We start from the raw sequence: 18,832 nt of genomic DNA on the forward strand, positions 1-18,832 counted from the left end.
GGGGATTGTTCCGCCGGGAATGCCGCGCTAAGCCGCGCCCATGCCGCGATACGCTCTCAAGGTCGAATACGATGGCGCGCCCTTTGCCGGGTGGCAGGCGCAAGCGGACCAGCCGTCGGTGCAGGGCGCGTTGGAGGCGGCGCTTGCGCAGCTCGAGAGCGGTGTGCCGCGCATCGCTGCCGCCGGGCGGACGGATGCCGGCGTGCATGCGCTTGGTCAGGTGGCGCAGTGCGACATGGCGCAGGACTGGACGCCGTTTCGGCTGTCCGAGGCGCTGAATTACCACCTGAAGCCGTCGCCCGTGGCGGTTGTGGACGCGGCGCGTGTGCCGGAGGACTGGCACGCGCGGTTCTCAGCCGTGGAGCGGCGCTACCTCTACCGCATCGCGCTCCGCCGCGCGCCGATGACGGTGGGGGCGGGGCAGGTGTGGCAAGTGAAGCATCCGCTCGATGCCGCTGCCATGCACAAGGCCGCGCAGAGGCTGGTCGGGCACCATGACTTCACAACCTTCCGCTCGGTGATGTGCCAGTCCGCATCGCCGGTAAAGACGCTGGATCATGCCGAGGTGCGCCGTGTCGAGGGTCTCTTTGGCGCCGAGGTGCACCTGACATTTCGCGCGCGGTCGTTTCTGCACAACCAGGTGCGCAGCTTCGTCGGGACTTTGGAGCGTGTGGGCGCCGGGCGTTGGAGCGCGGATGACGTTTCGGACGCGCTCGAGGCCGCGGACCGGGCGCGCTGCGGGCCGGTGGCGCCGCCGCAGGGGCTTTACCTGACGGGCGTTGGCTATCCAGAGGACCCGTTCAGCGCGCGGTGAGGTGCCAGACTTGCTCACGCGCCGGACTGACGCCCTTGAGACCGCCGGGCATGTCGTCGTCGGCGAGGCTTTCGACGTGGTGACCGGCGTAGAGCCGGGTGATCTCACCCTTGCGCACCGGGTAGGGCGGGCCTGAGACGGTGCTGGCGTCGTAGTCAAAGGCGATCAGCAGTTGGGGCGCTGTGCCGGTAATAGTTGTGACATGCGGCGCGTAAGCGGCGCGGAGGTCCTGCGGCAGGGCCACCAGCGCAGCACGGTCATAGACGGCGTCCACTGTGCCGAGCGTCTTAAGGTCCAGCGCGAAGATGTCGCCGACGTACATGTCGATGTGATCGGCGTGGTAGTGCTTGAGCGCGCCTGTTTCTCGGATCTCCGGTGTCAGCTTCAGCTCCGCGAAGAGCTCGGCAATGGCGATCTCCGACAGCTCGGCGCCGGCGACGGAAAAGCCTTGGCCTCGCAACCAGCCGATGTCGCCCGTCTTGCCGCAGAGCGGGAGGAAGAGCCGAGCTCCCGCGACCAACTGCAAAGAGGGAAGCCAGCGGCGCAGCTTGGGATGACCCTCCGATTGGTGAAAGTTGATACGCTTGTCGCGCCAGCGGGCGTGCCAGCTCTCGGCTTCTTCGGCGCTGACCGGCCCGTCAGTCATTGTCGCTCGTCCCCGCACCTGCACCCGCGCGCGAGGCGTCGGAGTTCGGCACGTAAGTCTCCTTGGCCAGCCGGTTGAGGCGGGTCAGGAGGGGTGTGGGCAGGGTCAGGCGTTCGGGCATCGGCGCGGGTTCGTCCGCACCAAGGGTATAGCTTTGGTCCAACGTGGTCACTTCGAGCGGGCTTGTCCCGGGCTGGCCTACGGTTTCGGCATAGCTGCGCGCCACACCCTGCGGCAGTCTCTCTCGGGTGTCGAACGTTGACGCCTCTGCCCGCTTCGCGCGGCAAAGCAAGGGACCTGCGTGGATCGGACCGCGCGGTAGGCTCTCCAAAGCGTCGAGGATCTCACCGGTATCGCGCGCCTGTCCGAGATGTCGCACCAGCGCGGCTCCAAACACGGCCGCCTGGCCGGCGTCGGCGCCCGCGCCACGCGCGGCCTTGGCGGCAAGCGCGGCAACCTCGTTCCACGAAAAGCTCAACTGTCCCAGACCGGCAGCCACCAATCATCCGCCCGCGCCGTGCCGAGGTCCGAGGCCAGCGGCGCGCCCTGGCAGAGCGTGATGCGCGTCCAGAGGTCGGATTTGGGGTCGAACTTGGTCGCACCGAAAAAGCTGAGCTTGGCGCGGAGCATGTCGATCGGCAGGCAGGTGGCGGCAATTAGGTTGTCGCGGATTTCCGAGTAGGGGTGCTGGGTCGCGATCTCGACGCGCTCGACGGCCATCAGGTGCTGCGGGTGCGCGTCGAGGAAGGCTGCGAGCGGCTGGCTTTGGTCCGGCAGATCGGCGTAAAGCGCGGCGATGCGGCGGGCGATGTCGAGCGGGCTTTCGCGGTCTGCGCCGGGCTCTGCGTGGCGGTCTCCGAGGCGCGGCTCGAGCTTTTCGGCGCTGACGTACCAGAAGCGGCGGCATTCCTCGGCGTCGGTGTAGTCGATGTTCAGCGCCCAGTCGAAGGACGACTCGATGGCAGATTTGAGGTCTGCGGTGCCCGCGAGCCCTGCGCCGAGGTATCCGAAAGGATCGGCCATGCACTCGGTCAGGCCATCGACAAGCTCGGGGAAGGGTTCGATGAGGAGGGCGGCGACCAGCTCTTGTAAGGCGGTGGTGTCCGCAGCCTCGTAGAGTGCGTTGATCGGGTAGGGGCCGGAGAGCGTGGCATCCGTCAGATGTGTCTCGCAGAAAGCGGCGAAGTCTACCTCAAGCGCGCGGATGGCGTCGTCGTGGACGGGGTCCGGCGCGGACCATTCGGAGAGGTGTGTCTGGGCGCGCTGGGCGAGCGCTCTGATGCGTTCCTTTTGATCTTCGGTCAGCACCTCAACCGCACGCACGCGGGCCAGGGCGGTCTCTCTCGCCAGCATCCAGTTGTTGAGCAGAACCGGGTGCGAGACGAGGAAGGGCGCCATGCCAAGGCCCGTCGCATTGCCGATCCCGAGGTGGCGTTTGGTGGCCGGCTCAAGCGTGCCGCCGCCGACGTGTTCGACGAGGTCGTGGGTGAAGCCGCGGATGAGCCAGACGGTGAGCATCTCGACCGCGAAGGGGCCGTCGAGGCCGGGGCGCTCGGCGATGCGAGCGCGGTCGGAAATGCCGAACTTGCCGTTGCCGTAGACCGCCGTAGTGCGCATCAGGTAGCCTATGTCGCGGACCATTTGTGTGTCTGGTTGGCGGCCTCCCCTGAGCGCTTCGGCAACGTGGGAGAAGAGGCGGACGGACTTGTTCGCGCGGCTGAGGACGAGGTCGCGCTCGGTGAACCGCCCCGCTTCCTGGCGGGGGGCGCTGTCCCGGATGCGAGCGATCTCGGAGGCGTCTGGCACCCCGTCATAAAGCACAAAGGCCGCGTCCCAGGCGGTGGCGATCACCCGGTCGGTGCGCATCTCAGGCGGCAGGTCCGAGGAGATGGCGACAAGCGAATAGGCGTGGCCTCCAAGCGTGACGGTGTAGACCGCGTGGCCGAAACCCCGCGCGTCCATTTCCCACACGCGGCGCTCGGGGCGCGCGTTCTCAGCGCTGAGGCGGCGCATGAGGGAGCGCAGGAACGACAGGCGCGTCGGGAACATGTTGCCGAAGCGTTTGAGGCGCATGACCTCCGACGGAGGGCGCAGGGCGGTTTGGGGCGGGAGGGTGAAGTCCTTCATGCCGCGTCTCCTGTGAGGGGGCCGAAGTTCTCGGCGTAGAAGCGGAGCCAGTTCCCGCCCATGATGCCGTCGACCTCTGCGTCCGAAAGGCCAGTTGCGCGCAGCCCAGCGTCGAGGTTGTCCCAGTCGCGGTTGTCCGTGAACCAGCCGGGCATGGGTGGGAAGCCCGCGTTGTCGGCCGAGCCTTCGCCGTAGTCGATGACCTTGGACCAGCGGCCGACGCGCATCCATTCGACGACGCTATCAGGCTGGTCCTGGCAAAGGTCGGTGCCGATCCCGAGGTTCTCCGCGCCGTAGCGGTCTGCGGCCTCCGCGACCATCTGGCAGAAGCTTTCGAGCGTGCAGCCGGTCCCACCCGCCAGGTGGTGCGGGTAGAGCGAAAAACCGAGCATTCCGCCGCGTGCGGTCAGGGCCTTGAGCACGGCATCCGACTTGTTGCGCCGCGCGGGATGCCACCAGTCCGGGTTGGCGTGGGTGATCGCGATGGGGCGGGCGGAGTGGTCGATCGCCTCCAGCGTCGAGCGCTCGGCGGAGTGCGACATATCCACCACCAGCCCAACGCGGTTCATCTCCGCCACCGCCTGCTTGCCAAATCGCGTGAGGCCGGTGTCCTCCTCCTCGTAACAGCCCGTCGCGAGGAGCGATTGGTTGTTGTAGGTCAGCTGCATGAAGCGCACGCCCAGCTGGTGGCAAATCTCGATGAGGCCGATGTCATCCTCGATGGGCGAGGGGTTCTGGAAGCCGAAAAAGACGGCGGTCCGCCCGCTCTCCTGCGCGCGCGTGACGTCTTCGGCGGTGGTGCCTTTGAAGATCAGATCCGGGTGCCGTTCGAAATGCCGGTTCCACTCCTCGAGGCGCAGCACCATCTCGCGAAAGCTCTCGTGGTAGGCGATGGTCACGTGCACGGCATCGAGCCCGCCCGCGCGTATCTGCTCGAAGGTCTTGGGCGAGACGTTGCAATACTGCAGGTTGTCGATGCGGGGCGGGCGTGTCGTCATAGTGTGCACGCTAGCCCGAGGCGCGGTAGGTCGCAAAGCACCAAACCGTCGCTCGGCGCGCAAAAACGGCAAAAGTCATTGCAGGTCCGCGCGATCTGGGAAACCTTGCGCAGCAACTTGAGGGAGCGTCAGATGGGTGATCGCAGGTTTGTCTTTGTCGGCGTGGGGGCGGCGCTCGTCTGGACGGCGCTGGTGATCTACCTCGGCGGCTGGGTGGTGGTGCTGCCGGTGTTCAGCGTGATCCCGACGATCTTCACCGCCTTTCTCGCGCCGGGTCTGGTGCTGATGGCCATGATGCTGAGCGTCGTGATGCGGCGGTATTCGGACGACGCGATGGTGACAGGCGGTGCGCTGCAGGGGGCTGCGGCCAAGGACAACCGGGCGCTCACCAACACGGTCGAGCAGCTGGTGCTGGCGGCCTGTATCTGGCCGGCGGTGGCGATCCTGCTGGGCGGCACGGGGCCCGGGATGATCCTCGTGCTGGGCCTTGCGTTTGCGGTCAGCCGGATTTTCTATTGGATTGGGTTCCATCGCGCGGGCACGCTGCGGGTCTTCGGTTTTGCCGCCGGTCTTTATCCGACAGTTGTTGCCGCGCTCTGGGCAGTCATCGTCTCGATCCAGACCTGGAGTTGAACGCATGGCCCTGATCTCCCTTGACCACCTTGCCGTTGCCTGCACCACGCTCGATGAGGGGCGCGCGGCGGTCGAAACCGCGCTTGGCGTGCCGCTTCAAACGGGCGGACAGCACGCGCATTTCGGCACGCACAATCTTCTCTTGGGGCTGGAAGACGGGCTCTACCTCGAGGTCATTGCCATCGACCCGGACGCGCCTAAGCCGGACTATCCGCGCTGGTTCGACCTCGACCGTTTCCGGGGCCTTCCACGGCTGACCAACTGGATTTGCCGGACGGAGGATATGGACGCGGCAACGGCCAAAGCGCCGGGGACAGGTGTGCCTGTGCCTCTGGCGCGGGGCGATCTGCGCTGGGAGATGGCGGTGCCGGAGAGTGGGATCCTGCCCTTTGCCAATCTTTTTCCGGCGCTGATCCGCTGGCATGGGACGGCGCATCCGGCGCCGCTCCTCACCCAGCAAGGTGTGCGGCTGCGGCAGCTGGTGCTTGAGACACCTGAGGCGGAAGGGCTTGCCCAAGCATTGGCACCGCTCATTGATGACCCGCGTCTGGTGATCGAGCAAAGCGACCGGAGCGCGATGCACGCCTCTTTCGATACGCCGGGCGGCAGGCGATGGCTGTAACGCTGCGCCGCGCCACGCGGGAGGATGCCGAGGCGATGGCGGAGATCTGGAACCCGATCATCCGCGACACCACGATCACCTTTACGACCGAAGAAAAGACGCTGCGCGCGCTGCGGGCGGACATCTATCTGCGGCAAGAACGTCGGCAGCCGTGGATGGTGGCCGAGACCGACCGGATCATCGGCTTTGGCGGCTTTGCGCCCTTTCGCGGCGGTCCGGGCTACCTGCGCACGGTCGAGCACACGATCTATCTCGCGCCCGAAGCGCAGGGCGCGGGCGTCGGAGCCAAACTCCTCAAGGACATCGAGCTCAGCGCGCGGGCGGGCGGCGCCTCGGTCCTGATCGGTGGTGTGAGCGGCGAGAACGCTCCGGCCATCGCCTTTCACCGCAGGCACGGATTCGACACCGAGGTCGTGCTGCCAAAGGTGGGGGTAAAGTTTGGACGGAGCCTCGATCTTCACCTCTTCCACAAATTTTTGTCATGACGGCCTGACAGACTTGCCCCCGTGCGCGGGGGCTGCGAAGCTGTGACGGTAAAAATTGAGACCGACTTTTCAACCGCAGGCGCAAACGTTCCATGTCCATCTGGGCCCGTATCTCTGACGCTCTGGCCGCGCTCGCGGCTGGCGAGCCGCTGGCGCAGGTGTTTGAGCGGCTGCGCACGCCGCCCGAGCGGAGCGTGGCGTTCACCATCGCCGTGATCGCGCTGGGCGCCAAGATGGCCAAGGCCGACGGGCTGGTCACGCGCGGCGAGGTCGTTGCCTTTCGCGAGGTCTTTCACATCCCCGCCGCCGACGCCGAGAACGCCGCGCGCGTCTTTAACCTCGCGCGGCAGGACGTGGCGGGGTTCGAGGAATACGCTCGCAAGATCAAGGTGATGTTCGCAGGACGCTCGGGTCCTTTTGCCGAGCTGATGGAGGGCCTTTTCCACATCGCGGTTGCGGACGGGCACTACCACGACGCCGAGCACGAGTTTCTGGAACGTGTTGCGACGATCTTCGAGCTGTCGCCGGCCGAGTTCCAGTCGCTCGAGGCACGCTTCGTGCCGGGCGCGCCAAAGGATCCGTATGTGGTGCTGGGCGTGCCGTCCGATGCCTCGCTCGAGACCATCCGCAAGACCTGGAAGCAGCTGGTGCGCGACACCCATCCCGACCGTATGATCGCGCGCGGCGTGCCGCCCGAGGCGGTCAAGCTCGCCGAGCGGCGCATGCAGGACATCAACAAGGCGTGGGAGACGATCTCGCGCACGGCGGCGCCCGAGCCGGCCTGAATGCGGCTTGCCACCTACAACGTCGAATGGTTCGACGCGCTCTTTGACGACACCGGCGCTCTGCTGCTCGACGACCACCGCTCCGCCCGCCATGGCGTGACGCGCGCGGCGCAAGCCGAAGCGCTCGGCCACGTGTTCCAGACGCTCGACGCGGATGCCGTCATGGTGATCGAGGCGCCCGACAGCCACCGCGCGCGGGACGGCGCCCGCGCCTTGGAGGCCTTTGCCGCGCATTACGGCCTGCGCGCGCGCACCGCGCTGATCGGGTTCACCAACACCACCCAGCAGGAAATCGCGCTGCTTTGCGACCCGGACGTGCTGAGCGCGGTGCACGCCCCGCGAGACAGCAAAAGGGCTCCCCGATTCGACGGCACGTTCGAGATCGACCTCGACATCGATGCGCAGGCGGACCTCGTGCAGTTCTCCAAGCCGCCGCTCGAGCTTGCGGTCGAGACCGCTTCCGGGCAGCGTCTCAACCTGATCGGCGCACACCTGAAATCCAAGGCACCGCACGGCGCCAAGACGCCGGATGCCGTCATGCGCATCTCGATCGCCAATCGGCGCAAGCAACTGGCGCAGGCGATCTGGCTGCGGCGCCGGATCGAGGAGGTGCTGGGGCAGGGCGCGCCCCTGATCGTCATGGGAGACCTCAACGACGGGCCCGGGCTCGACCAGTACGAGCACCTCTTCGGCCGTTCGTCGGTGGAGATCGTGATGGGTGCGGACGGCACGGCCGGCCTCTACGACCCACACGCGCGGCAGGCGCTGGTCCGGCGTCTGGGCGCTCACCCAAGCACCGCGCGGTTCTACTTGCGCGAAGAAAAACGCTACCTGCAGGCGCTGCTCGATTACATCATGGTCAGCCCCGATTTGCGCACCAGGGCGCCAGCCTGGCGCATCTGGCATCCGTTCGACGATCCCGAGTGTTGGGAAACGCCATCCTTGCGCCACGCCCTGCTCACCGCCTCCGACCATTTCCCGGTCACGCTCGATATTGACCTCTGACCCTTCACTGCGGCGCGTTTGTGCCTATCTTTGTATGTATGAAACAGCTGCTTCTTGCCCCCGCCCTCGCGCTTTGCCTTTTGACGACCGCGCCTGCCAGCGCGCAGGAAGACGAGGGGATGACGCTTATGGAGCGCGGCGCGCAACTCTTCTTCCGCGGTCTGATGGAGGAGATGGAGCCGGCGCTTGGCGAGCTCGAGCAGCTGATGGAAGAGATGGAACCCGCGCTGCGCTCGTTCGCGCAGGAAATGGGTCCGGGCCTGCGCTCGCTGCTCGATCAGGTCGACGACTGGACGCAATACGAGATGCCCGAAGTCCTGCCGAACGGCGACATCATCATCCGCCGTAAGCCGAACGTCGAGGGTGAGATTGAGCTTTAGGGTCCGGTCTGGCAAGCGGGCCTTCGGTACAAATCAAAATACCTCGGCTCAGGCTTAAGGAAACTCGCCTAGACCAAAGCGCCCGCCTCACGGGTACCGTGAGGCCGCGCCGACCCGCCCCCCTGGGGCGGCGCGATTGCGCCACCCCGCGGGACGGCGCGTGAATTTCTGTTATTTTCAGACTAGAGAAAAGCTCGTTCGGATCGGCTTATATGGTCAGACACCCCCGGATCAAGTTCGGGGCCTGTAGCCCTCCGCGTCCCGGGCTCGACCCGGGACCTCGCTCTCACTTCACGTCTTCAACTGCACCGAGAGCTCCGCCTCGAGCGACGAGGCCAAAGACTGCAACCGCGCCTGCGCGACTTCACCGTAAAGCGGCCAGCTGTGGGGGTTGAGGCTGAGGCGCAGGATCTTCTTCTTGGGCGACCACTTGAACGTCCCCATCTCCGTGTCGCGGCTCATCCACAGCATCGCGCCGAACCGCATGGCCTTGCCCAGCACTTCGGCCTGCAGGCGGTCTTCGGGCGTGAGCAGATCCAAAAGTCCGGCGAACTGCGAATCGTCTAGCTTGCTGCGGTAGCGGTACATCAGCGCGAGGCCGAGGTAGATGCGTTCGGAGTGGCGCAGCCCGCCGAGGTTGGCGCGGGTGGCGTTGTCAAAGCACAGGTCCGCCCGGTAGTCGGGATGGGCGCGCCAGCTGACATCGTGGAGCAGACAGGCGGCCTTGATAATGCGCTTGCGCTCTTCTGGGGCCGATTTGAAGAGCGGGCTGACAAACTCGTAGAGCGTCTTTCCAAACCCCGGCAGGCGCGCGTCCTTGGCCTCGGCAAACCGGCACGCCTCGATCAGCGGATCGCGATCGCGCAGCGCCTGCGGCATCTGCTCGTAGAGCATCCCTTCGCGGATCCCATAACTCGACACCGCGATGTCGTGCGGCTTGAAGGTGTGCAGCAGCTCCTTGAGCACCTCGACGGCGTAGGGCACCAGCACGATCCGGCCTGACGAGACGCCACACGCCTGCCGCAGCTCTTCGAGATCGCTGGCTGCGATGAACTTGGCCGTCTCCATCACGTCCTTGCGGCGCATCCGGTACTCGTGCTGGACCTTGAGGGGGTAGCCGCGCCGGTTCATGTCGATCCGCGCGAGCGCCCGCCAGGAGCCGCCCACGAGAAAGAGCCGGTTGGACTGCGGGCCCATGTGCGCCGCGAGCTTGGCCACGGTCTCTTTGATGGCCGCGCGGCGTCCGCGCTGGCCTCCCTTGAGCGCCTTGAGCTTGAGCGGGCCAAGATCGGACGTGATGCGCTTGCCGACCTTGCCGCCCTCGATCTCCGCGAGCTCCATCGACGAGCCGCCGATGTCGCAGACGAGGCCGTAGGAGCCGGGCCAGCCAAGGAGCACGCCTTGCGCCGAGAGCCGCGCCTCTTCGGCGCCGTCGATGATCCAGACCTTGATGCCGGTGGCGGCCTCGATTTCTTCGGCGAACGCCTGACCGTCCACGGCGTCGCGCATCGCCGCTGTCGCCACCGCCGTCAGGGGCTCGAGCCCCATGCCGTCGGCAAGCCGTTGAAAACGCTGCATTGCGGCCATCGCGCGCTCTTTGCCGGTCGTGTTGAGGCGTCCGGTCTCCGACACGCCGTCGCCGAGCGCGCACATGATCTTTTCGTTGAAAAAGTAGGCGGGCGAACGGGCTGCGCCGTCGAACACCACGAGCCGGACCGAGTTCGAGCCTACGTCGACCACACCCACGCGCGAGAGTTTGCGGCTGCTGGCATCGTCAAAGAGCGGGCGCCCGAAAGGCCCCCAGTCACGCTCCTGCGGCTCACTTGTGCCGTCCATGTCGTCCCCAAACGCTCGCCGTTTGGCGCGGACCATGAAGGAGGGATTTCCAGCCGTCAATCGGTTGGGGGAGTGCTGGTGAAACGCTTTTCCAGAAACGGAACCGCCTGAATCAAATCGCCCGCCTGACAGGCACTGTCAGGCCGCGTCATGCCAAAGGCATGCCCTCGGCATGTCCCGCCCCCGTCGAACCGTAGGTTTGCCTTCGGCAAAACGGACGGCGCGTGAACTTCTGTGCCAAATATCTCCGGTGAAGCCTTGCCCGCCCTAATCCTCGGTATGCGTCAGCTTCGGCACGTCCTTGGCCCCTGCCGAACCGCGCCCCGAAAGCGACGGATTCTCCATGAAGAACTTGTGGCAATTGAACGCGAACCCCTCGCCGGGATCTGGCCGTACAAAAGAGCCATCGGGCGCCATGATCCAGCTTTGCGCCACGTCGGCGAGGTTGGCGGCCATGATCTGGCTGACGATCTGCGCCTTGACGGTGGGGTTCTCGATCTCGATCAGCGTCTCGACGCGGCGGTTGAGGTTGCGGCCCATCCAGTCCGCCGACGACATGAAGACCCGCGCCTTCTTCGACGGCAGCGCGTGGCCATTGGCAAAGCAGACGATGCGCGAGTGTTCGAGGAACCGGCCGACGATGGACTTGACCCGGATGTTCTCGCTCAGGCCCTTGATGCCGGGGCGCAGCCCGCAGATGCCGCGGATGACGAGGCTGATCTCCACCCCTGCCTGCGAGGCGGCGTAAAGCGCGTCGATCACCTCCGCGTCCACGAGCGAGTTCATCTTGGCCCAAATGGCGGCGGGCTTGCCGGCGCGGGCGTTCACGGCCTCGGCGGCGATGCTTTCGAGCAGCTGCGGCTTCAGCGTGGTTGGCGAGATCGCAAGGTTTTCCAGCGCCTCCGGCTGGGCGTAGCCGGAGAGGTAGTTGAAGACTTTGGTCGCATCGCGCCCCAGCGCCGCGTCGCAGGTAAAGAGCGACAGGTCGGTGTAGATGCGCGCCGTGATCGGGTGGTAATTGCCCGTGCCGTAGTGCGTGTAGGTCACGAGCCGTGATCCCTCGCGCCGCACCACGGTCGAGATCTTGGCATGCGTTTTGAGGTCGAGAAAGCCGTAGACCACATGCGCGCCCGCCCGTTCCAGCCGGCGGGACTGTCGGATGTTGGCAGCCTCGTCGAACCGCGCCTTGAGCTCGACAAGCGCGGTGACGGACTTGCCCTCTTCGGCGGCCTCGCAGAGCGCCGAGACGATGGGGCTCTCGTTCGAGGTCCGGTAGAGCGTCTGCTTGATCGCCACCACGTCCGGGTCGCGCGCGGCCTGCTGCAGGAACCGGATGACCATGTCGAAGGTCTCGTAGGGGTGGTGCAGCAGCATGTCCTTTTGGCGGATCGCGGCGAACATGTCGCCGTCGAAATCCTGCACCCGTTCCGGCACGCGCGGCTTGAAGGAGGGCCAGAGCAGATCGGGGCGGTCGTTCGTCACCAGCTCCTTGAGATCGGCGAGGCCGATCATGCCGTCGAGCTCGATGACTTCGTCTTCGGTTGCGCCGAGCTCCTCCATCACCACGCTTTTGAGCTGACCCGCGGCACCCTTGGACACGGTCAGGCGCACCACCTCGCCGCGCTTGCGGCGCTTGAGCGCGACCTCGAACTCGCGCACGAGATCCTCGGCCTCTTCCTCGACCTCCAGGTCGCTGTCGCGCAACACGCGGAAATCGAAATGCGACTTGAGTTTATAGCCCGGAAAGAGCCGCTCGATGAAGAGGAGCAGCAGCTCCTCGAGCGGCAGATAGGACTGGCCGGTGCCCGTCTTGAGCGCGACAAAGCGCGCGATCTGCGCCGGGATTGGCAGGAGCGCTTGCAGCGGGCGCTTGTCGCCCTTGCGCTCGAGCTGCAGCGCCAGCGAGTAGCCGGTGTTCGGGATGAACGGAAACGGGTGCGCGGGGTCGATGGCGAGCGGCGTCAGCACCGGGAAGACGCCCGACAGGAACACCTCCTCGAGATGCGGCAGGTCCTCGTCCGTCAGGTCCTCGCGGCTGAGGATGTGGATGTTCTCGGCCGACATCTCGTCCGTCAGATCGGCCAGCACGTCCTGCTGCTTGGCCAGCAGCGCGCGGGCGTTTTCGTTGATCAGCACAAGCTGCTCGGTCGGGGTCAGGCCGTCTGCGGCGGGGGTCGTGATGCCGTTCTGCGCCAGCTCGCGCAGGCCCGCGACGCGCACTGTGTAGAATTCGTCGAGGTTCGAGGCCGAGATCGACAGGAACCGCAGCCGCTCGAGCAGCGGCACGCGCGGGTTCTGCGCCTCCTCGACCACGCGCCAGTTAAAGCCCAGCCAGCTCAGCTCGCGGTTGAAGAAGCGCGCCGGGGTCTCGGGATCGAGCTCCGGCATATCGGTCGGGGCGGGAAAGGCGGCTTTGAGAAAATCGGTGTCGGACATGGCCCTGCTTTAACCCTGAAAATGTGTCTGCCGTATGACCTTGTTTGCCTAGCTGAGGCGCGGGTCAGTCAAACAGATGGGGAGCCTCGGCGGCCAAGTCACGCACCAGTGCGCGATTGATCTCGCGTTTTCCGGCCAGGGATCGTGCATCGAGGGCCGCGACAGTCTCGCCGATGGCGTCGAACCGCCGGGCTAGGCGGGCCAGCAGCCACGAGATCGCTTCGGGCGTGGGCGAGAGTTGCCGGTCATTGAAGTGTTTGAGCAGCACAGCCGCGAGGAGCGCGTCGTCGGGCGGCTCGATCCGGGCGATCTGCACCGCGCCGAGCCGGCTCTTGAGGTCCGGGAGGGCGAGGGGCCAGTCGCGCGGCGGGGACTTGGCGGTGACCAAGAGCCTCCCCCCCTCGGCTTGCGCAAGGTTCATCAGGTGAAAGAGCGCGGTCTCGAAGGCGTCATGCCCTGCGGCGGTGTCGGCATCCTCGATCACGGTGGCGCCGGGGGCGAGGTCCGGTACGTCGTCTTTGCTCAGCTCGGTTGCCTTGAGGACCTGCGCGCCGGCGCTTTCCGCCCAGACTTGCGCCAGATGCGTCTTGCCCGCGCCCGCGGGTCCGATCAGCAGGAGCCGCCCGGCCGGCCACTCAGCGCCCTCGACCAGCGCCACCGCCAGCGCGTTGGGACCGGCGACGACAAAGTCGCCGCGCCCCCGGGCAGTGCGCACGGGCAGGTCGAAATGCAGCTGTTCGGGCATGGGGTCTGGTGTCTTGTCCGGCGTCACTCCTGCGGCTCGTCCTCGGAGGTCTCGAGCCCCCGGTAGAGCCGCGAGTGCTTGTACTGCGCCACGCCAAAGCGGGCGACGACGCCGATCGCCGCCGCGAGCGGCACCGCGACAAGCATCCCCACAAAGCCAAAGAGCGAGCCAAAGACCGACAGCGCCAGCAGCAGCCAGACCGGGTGCAGCCCGACGGACGACCCGACAAGCTTGGGCGTCAGCACGTTGCCTTCGATCAGCTGGCCGACCTGGAAGATCACGGCGACGATCACGATGGACATCCAGTCCCCCCAGAACTGGAAGAGCGCGAGGCCAAGGGCCAGCGCGCCCCCGATGATCGCGCCCACGTAGGGGATGAATGTCAACAGACCGGCAACAAACCCGACGATCAGGCCAAATTGTAGGCCCACAAGCATCAATGCCACCGCATAATAGGTGCCGAGGATCAGACAGACTGAGCCCATGCCGCGGATGAAGGCGCTCAGCGTCTTGTCGATGTCGGCAGCCAACGTGCGGATGGTCGGGGCGTGATCACGGGGCAGCATCTCGTCGATCTTGGCGATCATGTTGTCCCAGTCCACGAGCAGATACACCGCCACCACCGGCACGATCAAGAACAGCACCAGCACGTTCACCAGCCCCGAGACCGAGCCGATCAGCGTGTCCACAAGCTGTCCGCCCCGGCTGCGGATCGTGTCGCCGATGGTGCTGAACGTGTCCGGCACCTCGATGCCGTTGCCGATGGTCTTTGGCACGCGCTCGTCGACGAACCGCTGAAGCGAATCAAAGAGCTGCGGCGCCACCTCGAAAAGCTGCACGGCTTGGCTCACCAGAATGCGCGCGGCGGGGATCAGGATCACGATGCTCAGCAGAACGGCGGTCAGGGTGATGACGCCGACGGCGGCGCCGCGGCTCAATCCCATGCGCTGCAACCGGTCGGCAATCGGGTCCATGCAATAGGCAATCGCCCCGCCCAGCACGAACGGCAGCAGCACATCCCCGAGCGCCCAGAGAAGCACCATGAACACCGCCGCGGCGATGCCCCAATACTTGAGTTGATCCTGAACGGGCAGGCCCATGGTGTGACGCTCCGGCTAAGTTTGCGCCAATGTCGCGCCCGCCCGGGGCGATTGCAAGGGGAAGCCTCAGGCCGGCTGCGTCTCCCGCGTCAGGCTGACCAGCGCGCCCTCCGGCAGCCGCGTCCAGCGCTCCACCGCGCCGTCCAGCGGTTCCGAGCTGAACGCCGCGCCGCCGCTGTCGAGGGGGGCGTCCGAACGGTAGAGGCTCGGCGCGCGCCCGTCCGAGGACCACCGCAGCGCCCAGACATCCTGCCCGTTGCTCAGCACCCAGGCGATCCGCGTCGGGCGCCTTGCGCCGTCTCCGACCTTGGCGATCTGCGCCAGCGTGCGCTGTGTTGCGCGCTCGGGGTCCGTCTTTAGACCATTGGCGAGGAGCAGCAGAAACAGGACCTCGCTGTCCGTGCTCCCCCGCCGATGCACATAAAGCGCGTCCGGCACCAGCGCCTCGTAGGCGCGCCGCCGCTCGGCAAAGTCCGCAAGCTGGCCGTTATGCGCAAAGCTCCACGCGCCAAAGGTGAACGGGTGGCAGTTGGTGCGCGCCGTCGCGCCAAAGGTCGCCGCCCGCACATGCGCGAGGCACACTTCGGTGCGGACCGCCCGCGCGAGGCTGCGCAGGTTCTCGTCAGACCAGGCCGGATGCGTGTCGCGGTAGACCGCGGGCTCGGCGCAGCCGGGCGCGTACCACGCCATGCCGAACCCGTCGCCGTTGACGGCCAGCTTGGCCTCCGCCGCATATTGCGACTGCCGCACCAGCGAGTGCGCGGGCGTCACCAGCAACCGTTCCAGCGGGATCGCCGGCCCGCGGTAGGCGAGCAGTCGGCACATCAGGCCGCCTTGGCAGGGCTTGCTGTCTCAGTCGCGGTGGCAGGCTCCGGCCCGCGCTTGGACGTCTTGGCGTAGAGGCGCGCAATCGTGGTGCTCGCCGTCTTTTCGCAGAGCGCCGGGATCAGCGCGTGCACCAGCGCCGCACCCGCCGCCAGCGCCAAAGTGCCAGCAAATCCGAGCGCCACGCCCATGTGCTGAAAATAGGTCTCGTCGACGGCCTTGGGGTGATCGGTGAACAGGCGGGCAAACATGGAGGCTCCGTAGATGGGATTGTGTTAACGACAGCTTGCCTCACCAAATTCAGCCATGTGTCCCGTTCTGTGCTGGAAATTGCACACAACATGGGACATCATCCCAGATATGCCCTATGTCATCGACGATACCGACCGCCGTATCCTGCACGCCGTGCAACGCGATGCCAGCCTTAGCATGGACGCGCTGGCCGAACAGGCCGGCCTTTCGCGCAACGCCTGCTGGCGCAGGCTGAGGCAGATGGAGGCGGCGGGCGTGATCCGGGACCGCGTTACACGGCTCAATCCGGCGGCGGTGGGACTGGGGCTTATGGTGTTCGTGCTGGTGCGCACCAACCGGCACGACGCGGCCTGGCTCGAGGAATTCCAGCGCGCCGTCACGACCATCCCCGAAGTGCTGGGCGCGTTCCGCATGACCGGCGATCTCGACTACGTGATCCGCCTGCGGGTGCGCAACGTGGCCGATTACGACCGGGTCTACAAGACGCTGATCTCACGGGTGGACGTCTCCGACATCTCGGCCTCCTTCGTGATGGAGGAGCTCAAGGACGTGACCGCCCTACCGGTCTAATCCATGCGTCGGCATGTGAGGCCCGCGCGGGATCGCCCGGGCCTCGGATTAGCTTAGTGGCAGGCCGGACGCGCGCCCGGCAGCAGCACCTTGTCGATGACGTGGATGATGCCGTTGTCCGCCTCGATGTTGGCGACGATCACGTTGGCCGCCTCGCCCGTCGAGTCGGTGATCGTCACACCCGCGCTCGACGCGTCGATGCAGAGCCGCTCGGCCGTGTTCACCGGCTGGTAGAAATTCGCGCCCTCGGCAAAGTCCGACGCGCTCAGCGCCCGGTCGTCGACATGGTAGGTCAGGACCGACACCAGCTGGTCCTGGTTCTCACGCAGCAGCAGGTCCTCGACCGTGCCCTCGGGAAGCGCGGCAAAGGCGTCGTTCACGGGCGCATAGACGGTGAACGGACCCGGACCCGACAACGTCTCCACGAGTCCCGCCGCCGAGACGGCCGCCACAAGTGTCGAAAAGCGTTCGTCTTCCGAGGCGATCTCGACAATCGATTTCGCCGACGCGGTCGAGGCCGCAAACACAAGGCCCGCCGCCAGCGCGGCTTTCTTGAAAGAGAAGGTCATAGGGGGTATCTCCCAATTGGTTTTTACGAACCCACACCCAAGGCCCACACTGAGAAACACGGTGAGATGTATCCTTGGCGTACGTGCCTTGGGTTACGTGCTGTTTCCTGGATCGGTTCAATCCGCTCACGCAGGCGTGAACTGTTTCCAGATTGCACTGCAAGGGTGCGACGGGTCCGGCGCAGGCGACCTGCGACCAAACACGGTTCTCAACGCAAAACGGCGACGTCCCGTGGCGCGCAATTGGCGGCTCAGGGCGCACATTTGGCGAACGCGCGCAAGACCGCCATCGGAGCTCCAGATAAATTCTGATCATCAAAAGAGGATCGGAACATGACCCGGAAAAATCGGATTCAAATCGGAGTGCTCTTTGCCGCTGCCACGATATCTTCGCCTGCACGTGCAGATACCGTGATGGACGCGGCCCAGCTGGATGCGCTCGTTACCGGCAACACGCTCTACGTTGAAATCCCCGCTGGAGCGCCGGGCGCGCCCGAGGGTGGAACAGCGCCTATTTACTATGGCGAAAACGGCTCCGCCGCAGCTCAGCTCCCCGCAGGATTGAAGCTGGTCGGCACATGGCGCCTTGACGGCGATCAATACTGTATCGACTGGGAGAATGGTCCGCGCAACAGCTGCACGCAGCTTCTGCGCAGTCCAGACGGCTTTGTCGTCCTGGACGCTGCCAAAGGCGAGCCTCGCGGCATCGTCACCCGGATCGCCACCGGCAACGTCGAAAGTCTGTGAGGAGGAACACGCATGAAGCTCATCACTGTCGAGGCCGAGTTCGCGTCCGCCGATCTCGATGCCGCCGTTGCGCTGTTCTTTGACCAGATCGATGCGGTGCGTGCGATGCCCGGCTGTGCGCACTACGCAGTGTACCGAAGACCCTCGGAAGATGGCCTTGCGGTCCTGCAGCATTGGGAGACGATGGAAAACTTCGACGCCTACCGGTCGAGCGAGACATTTGCCACGCTTGGCGCGGGCTTGCGTCCCTTGATGACGAAGCCGCCCGTGACCACGATCGCCGAGGTGGATACGATCTAGACCATGGCGACGGACCCCCCTCCGGCATACTGCTTTTTTCAAGACCTTGCGCCGCGTCCTCCCTTGGACGCGGCGTTCGAGCGTGACTACCTGCTCTATGCGGTGAGCGGCGCGCTGAGGGTCACCGTGGGACGCGAAACCTTGATACTCCCTCCCAGCTTCGCGGCGTGGGTGCCTGCACAAACGCCGATGCGCGTCGATATCAGAAAACCGGTAACGACCTGTTCCGTGCTCACGTCGCCAGGCTTCTGCGCGAGCTTTCCCACGCGTGCGACGGTCTTTCAGATGTCACCGATGGCGCGACACATGATCCGGCATTGCAAGAGATGGGGACCGGAGGCCACACATCCTCCCCAGGCTGAGCTCTTCTTTCGGGCGCTTTTGGATGTCTGCGCTGATCTCTCGGCGAGGTCGGTCGACGTCAAGCGGCCCGCGGCAACAGAGCCCGTCATGCAGAACGCGATTGACCAGACAGAAGCACGCCTCTCCGAGCCCGTCACCGCGGGCATGATCGCCCGGAGCGTCAATCTATCCGAGCGGAGCATGCAGCGACGGTTTCGCGATGAAGTCGGGCTCACTTGGTCGGAGACCTTGTCGCGGTTGCGGATGATCCATGCGGTGCAGCTATTGGCCGAAGATGAGTTGTCGGTGATTCAGATCGCCGGAGAGGTCGGGTTCAATTCCCTCAGCGCGTTCAACCGCGCGTTTCGAAACTTTGCAGAGAAGACACCGACGGAGTTTCGCAAAGCCTTGCGAGGCTGAGGCGGATGAGCAGTCGTTTGTGCCGCCCGGAATGGCGTGCGCCCTTTTCACCACGCGGACATGAACGCTGGCCCCATCCCTGCTACGCCCCCCCCCCGAATTCCAAACCCTCCACCGGCTCGCACCCCCACCTGCGCATTGCGGAGCCCACCGGCTTTGCGTAACCAGTGACCCACAGTTCTTCCGACCCGAGGT

22 protein-coding genes are annotated in these 18,832 nt (G+C 65.8%); 11 read left to right on the top strand and 11 right to left on the bottom strand.

The window, feature by feature from the left end; translation table 11 throughout:
- The first annotated feature begins 40 nt into the window (after nucleotides 1–40).
- Nucleotides 41–814, top strand: a complete 774-nt coding sequence (gene truA, locus ACU0B3_RS13020) for a tRNA pseudouridine(38-40) synthase TruA (RefSeq protein ID WP_446261289.1) — start codon at nucleotides 41–43, stop codon at nucleotides 812–814.
- On the opposite strand, the gene tmpT is transcribed toward truA, so the two are convergent.
- Genes tmpT through ACU0B3_RS13040 form a run of 4 tightly spaced genes read right to left on the bottom strand, consistent with a single transcriptional unit; the run spans nucleotide 801 to nucleotide 4,585 of the window.
- Complete coding sequence (gene tmpT / locus ACU0B3_RS13025) at nucleotides 801–1,460, bottom strand: thiopurine S-methyltransferase (RefSeq protein WP_446261290.1); 660 nt, start codon at nucleotides 1,458–1,460, stop codon at nucleotides 801–803. The two genes, truA and tmpT, sit on opposite strands and share 14 nt — an antisense overlap.
- Nucleotides 1,453–1,959 (bottom strand): hypothetical protein, encoded by a 507-nt coding sequence (locus tag ACU0B3_RS13030; RefSeq protein WP_446261291.1) that lies wholly within the window; start codon nucleotides 1,957–1,959, stop codon nucleotides 1,453–1,455. The genes tmpT and ACU0B3_RS13030 overlap by 8 nt, the downstream gene beginning before the upstream one ends.
- Nucleotides 1,935–3,587 carry a hypothetical protein gene (locus tag ACU0B3_RS13035; RefSeq protein WP_446261292.1) on the bottom strand — a complete coding sequence of 551 codons (1,653 nt, stop codon included), beginning with the start codon at nucleotides 3,585–3,587 and terminating at the stop codon, nucleotides 1,935–1,937. The genes ACU0B3_RS13030 and ACU0B3_RS13035 overlap by 25 nt, the downstream gene beginning before the upstream one ends.
- Complete coding sequence (locus ACU0B3_RS13040; RefSeq protein ID WP_446261293.1) at nucleotides 3,584–4,585, bottom strand: membrane dipeptidase; 1,002 nt, start codon at nucleotides 4,583–4,585, stop codon at nucleotides 3,584–3,586. The genes ACU0B3_RS13035 and ACU0B3_RS13040 overlap by 4 nt, the downstream gene beginning before the upstream one ends.
- A gap of 132 nt (nucleotides 4,586–4,717) precedes the next feature.
- Here ACU0B3_RS13040 and ACU0B3_RS13045 point away from each other — a divergent pair, with 132 nt between their 5' ends.
- The 6 genes from ACU0B3_RS13045 to ACU0B3_RS13070 all read left to right on the top strand — a co-directional run bounded on the left by ACU0B3_RS13045 (nucleotide 4,718) and on the right by ACU0B3_RS13070 (nucleotide 8,495).
- The gene (locus ACU0B3_RS13045) at nucleotides 4,718–5,218 is read left to right on the top strand and encodes an MAPEG family protein (RefSeq protein ID WP_446261294.1); all 501 of its coding nucleotides are present in this window, start codon (nucleotides 4,718–4,720) and stop codon (nucleotides 5,216–5,218) included.
- 4 nt (nucleotides 5,219–5,222) lie between these two features.
- Nucleotides 5,223–5,840: a VOC family protein gene (locus tag ACU0B3_RS13050; RefSeq protein WP_446261295.1), complete on the top strand. Its 618-nt coding sequence runs from the start codon at nucleotides 5,223–5,225 to the stop codon at nucleotides 5,838–5,840.
- The gene (locus tag ACU0B3_RS13055; RefSeq protein ID WP_446261296.1) at nucleotides 5,831–6,325 is read left to right on the top strand and encodes an N-acetyltransferase family protein; all 495 of its coding nucleotides are present in this window, start codon (nucleotides 5,831–5,833) and stop codon (nucleotides 6,323–6,325) included. Before ACU0B3_RS13050 ends, ACU0B3_RS13055 begins: the two co-directional genes overlap by 10 nt.
- A gap of 92 nt (nucleotides 6,326–6,417) precedes the next feature.
- On the top strand, nucleotides 6,418–7,110 hold the full coding sequence (locus tag ACU0B3_RS13060) for a TerB family tellurite resistance protein (protein WP_446261297.1): 693 nt from the start codon (nucleotides 6,418–6,420) through the stop codon (nucleotides 7,108–7,110).
- The gene (locus tag ACU0B3_RS13065; protein WP_446261298.1) at nucleotides 7,111–8,115 is read left to right on the top strand and encodes an endonuclease/exonuclease/phosphatase family protein; all 1,005 of its coding nucleotides are present in this window, start codon (nucleotides 7,111–7,113) and stop codon (nucleotides 8,113–8,115) included.
- A gap of 38 nt (nucleotides 8,116–8,153) precedes the next feature.
- Nucleotides 8,154–8,495: a hypothetical protein gene (locus tag ACU0B3_RS13070; protein WP_446261299.1), complete on the top strand. Its 342-nt coding sequence runs from the start codon at nucleotides 8,154–8,156 to the stop codon at nucleotides 8,493–8,495.
- Nucleotides 8,496–8,786: 291 nt separating this feature from the next.
- Here ACU0B3_RS13070 and ACU0B3_RS13075 read toward each other — a convergent pair whose 3' ends face one another.
- The 6 genes from ACU0B3_RS13075 to ACU0B3_RS13100 form a co-directional block, all read right to left on the bottom strand.
- Nucleotides 8,787–10,331 (bottom strand): Ppx/GppA family phosphatase, encoded by a 1,545-nt coding sequence (locus ACU0B3_RS13075; protein ID WP_446261300.1) that lies wholly within the window; start codon nucleotides 10,329–10,331, stop codon nucleotides 8,787–8,789.
- A 267-nt stretch (nucleotides 10,332–10,598) separates the two neighbouring features.
- Nucleotides 10,599–12,767: an RNA degradosome polyphosphate kinase gene (locus ACU0B3_RS13080; RefSeq protein WP_446261301.1), complete on the bottom strand. Its 2,169-nt coding sequence runs from the start codon at nucleotides 12,765–12,767 to the stop codon at nucleotides 10,599–10,601.
- 64 nt (nucleotides 12,768–12,831) lie between these two features.
- Nucleotides 12,832–13,539 (bottom strand): chromosomal replication initiator DnaA, encoded by a 708-nt coding sequence (locus tag ACU0B3_RS13085; RefSeq protein WP_446261302.1) that lies wholly within the window; start codon nucleotides 13,537–13,539, stop codon nucleotides 12,832–12,834.
- Nucleotides 13,536–14,612, bottom strand: a complete 1,077-nt coding sequence (locus ACU0B3_RS13090) for an AI-2E family transporter (RefSeq protein WP_446261303.1) — start codon at nucleotides 14,610–14,612, stop codon at nucleotides 13,536–13,538. Before ACU0B3_RS13090 ends, ACU0B3_RS13085 begins: the two co-directional genes overlap by 4 nt.
- A gap of 66 nt (nucleotides 14,613–14,678) precedes the next feature.
- On the bottom strand, nucleotides 14,679–15,437 hold the full coding sequence (locus ACU0B3_RS13095) for a class II glutamine amidotransferase (protein ID WP_446261304.1): 759 nt from the start codon (nucleotides 15,435–15,437) through the stop codon (nucleotides 14,679–14,681).
- A complete protein-coding gene (locus tag ACU0B3_RS13100; RefSeq protein ID WP_446261305.1) occupies nucleotides 15,437–15,688 on the bottom strand; it encodes a DUF6356 family protein in 252 nt (83 codons plus the stop codon). Before ACU0B3_RS13100 ends, ACU0B3_RS13095 begins: the two co-directional genes overlap by 1 nt.
- A 109-nt stretch (nucleotides 15,689–15,797) precedes the next feature.
- Between ACU0B3_RS13100 and ACU0B3_RS13105 the strand changes: the two genes are divergently transcribed.
- Nucleotides 15,798–16,259 carry an Lrp/AsnC family transcriptional regulator gene (locus ACU0B3_RS13105; protein ID WP_446261306.1) on the top strand — a complete coding sequence of 154 codons (462 nt, stop codon included), beginning with the start codon at nucleotides 15,798–15,800 and terminating at the stop codon, nucleotides 16,257–16,259.
- Between the two features lie 53 nt (nucleotides 16,260–16,312).
- Here ACU0B3_RS13105 and ACU0B3_RS13110 read toward each other — a convergent pair whose 3' ends face one another.
- Nucleotides 16,313–16,828 (bottom strand): fasciclin domain-containing protein, encoded by a 516-nt coding sequence (locus ACU0B3_RS13110; protein ID WP_446261307.1) that lies wholly within the window; start codon nucleotides 16,826–16,828, stop codon nucleotides 16,313–16,315.
- A gap of 333 nt (nucleotides 16,829–17,161) precedes the next feature.
- On the opposite strand from ACU0B3_RS13110, the gene ACU0B3_RS13115 reads away from it, so the two are divergent.
- The 3 genes from ACU0B3_RS13115 (at nucleotide 17,162) to ACU0B3_RS13125 (ending at nucleotide 18,637) form a co-directional block, all read left to right on the top strand.
- Nucleotides 17,162–17,575, top strand: coding sequence for a hypothetical protein (locus tag ACU0B3_RS13115; RefSeq protein ID WP_446261308.1), 414 nt, complete (start codon nucleotides 17,162–17,164; stop codon nucleotides 17,573–17,575).
- A 12-nt stretch (nucleotides 17,576–17,587) separates the two neighbouring features.
- The gene (locus ACU0B3_RS13120) at nucleotides 17,588–17,875 is read left to right on the top strand and encodes a putative quinol monooxygenase (protein WP_446261309.1); all 288 of its coding nucleotides are present in this window, start codon (nucleotides 17,588–17,590) and stop codon (nucleotides 17,873–17,875) included.
- 63 nt (nucleotides 17,876–17,938) lie between these two features.
- Entirely contained in the window at nucleotides 17,939–18,637 is a 699-nt protein-coding gene (locus ACU0B3_RS13125) for an AraC family transcriptional regulator (RefSeq protein WP_446261310.1), read from the top strand.
- Nucleotides 18,638–18,832 lie beyond the last annotated feature (195 nt).

It is taken from the genome of Pseudaestuariivita sp. (genome assembly GCF_052825805.1).

Coding starts and splice junctions, on each gene's coding strand:
- truA (WP_446261289.1), top strand. CDS start 41: ATGCCGCGATACGCTCTCAAGGTCGAATACGATGGCGCGCCCTTTGCC.
- tmpT (WP_446261290.1), bottom strand. CDS start 1,460: ATGACTGACGGGCCGGTCAGCGCCGAAGAAGCCGAGAGCTGGCACGCC.
- ACU0B3_RS13035 (WP_446261292.1), bottom strand. CDS start 3,587: ATGAAGGACTTCACCCTCCCGCCCCAAACCGCCCTGCGCCCTCCGTCG.
- ACU0B3_RS13040 (WP_446261293.1), bottom strand. CDS start 4,585: ATGACGACACGCCCGCCCCGCATCGACAACCTGCAGTATTGCAACGTC.
- ACU0B3_RS13045 (WP_446261294.1), top strand. CDS start 4,718: ATGGGTGATCGCAGGTTTGTCTTTGTCGGCGTGGGGGCGGCGCTCGTC.
- ACU0B3_RS13050 (WP_446261295.1), top strand. CDS start 5,223: ATGGCCCTGATCTCCCTTGACCACCTTGCCGTTGCCTGCACCACGCTC.
- ACU0B3_RS13055 (WP_446261296.1), top strand. CDS start 5,831: ATGGCTGTAACGCTGCGCCGCGCCACGCGGGAGGATGCCGAGGCGATG.
- ACU0B3_RS13060 (WP_446261297.1), top strand. CDS start 6,418: ATGTCCATCTGGGCCCGTATCTCTGACGCTCTGGCCGCGCTCGCGGCT.
- ACU0B3_RS13065 (WP_446261298.1), top strand. CDS start 7,111: ATGCGGCTTGCCACCTACAACGTCGAATGGTTCGACGCGCTCTTTGAC.
- ACU0B3_RS13070 (WP_446261299.1), top strand. CDS start 8,154: ATGAAACAGCTGCTTCTTGCCCCCGCCCTCGCGCTTTGCCTTTTGACG.
- ACU0B3_RS13075 (WP_446261300.1), bottom strand. CDS start 10,331: ATGGACGGCACAAGTGAGCCGCAGGAGCGTGACTGGGGGCCTTTCGGG.
- ACU0B3_RS13080 (WP_446261301.1), bottom strand. CDS start 12,767: ATGTCCGACACCGATTTTCTCAAAGCCGCCTTTCCCGCCCCGACCGAT.
- ACU0B3_RS13090 (WP_446261303.1), bottom strand. CDS start 14,612: ATGGGCCTGCCCGTTCAGGATCAACTCAAGTATTGGGGCATCGCCGCG.
- ACU0B3_RS13095 (WP_446261304.1), bottom strand. CDS start 15,437: ATGTGCCGACTGCTCGCCTACCGCGGGCCGGCGATCCCGCTGGAACGG.
- ACU0B3_RS13100 (WP_446261305.1), bottom strand. CDS start 15,688: ATGTTTGCCCGCCTGTTCACCGATCACCCCAAGGCCGTCGACGAGACC.
- ACU0B3_RS13105 (WP_446261306.1), top strand. CDS start 15,798: ATGCCCTATGTCATCGACGATACCGACCGCCGTATCCTGCACGCCGTG.
- ACU0B3_RS13110 (WP_446261307.1), bottom strand. CDS start 16,828: ATGACCTTCTCTTTCAAGAAAGCCGCGCTGGCGGCGGGCCTTGTGTTT.
- ACU0B3_RS13115 (WP_446261308.1), top strand. CDS start 17,162: ATGACCCGGAAAAATCGGATTCAAATCGGAGTGCTCTTTGCCGCTGCC.
- ACU0B3_RS13120 (WP_446261309.1), top strand. CDS start 17,588: ATGAAGCTCATCACTGTCGAGGCCGAGTTCGCGTCCGCCGATCTCGAT.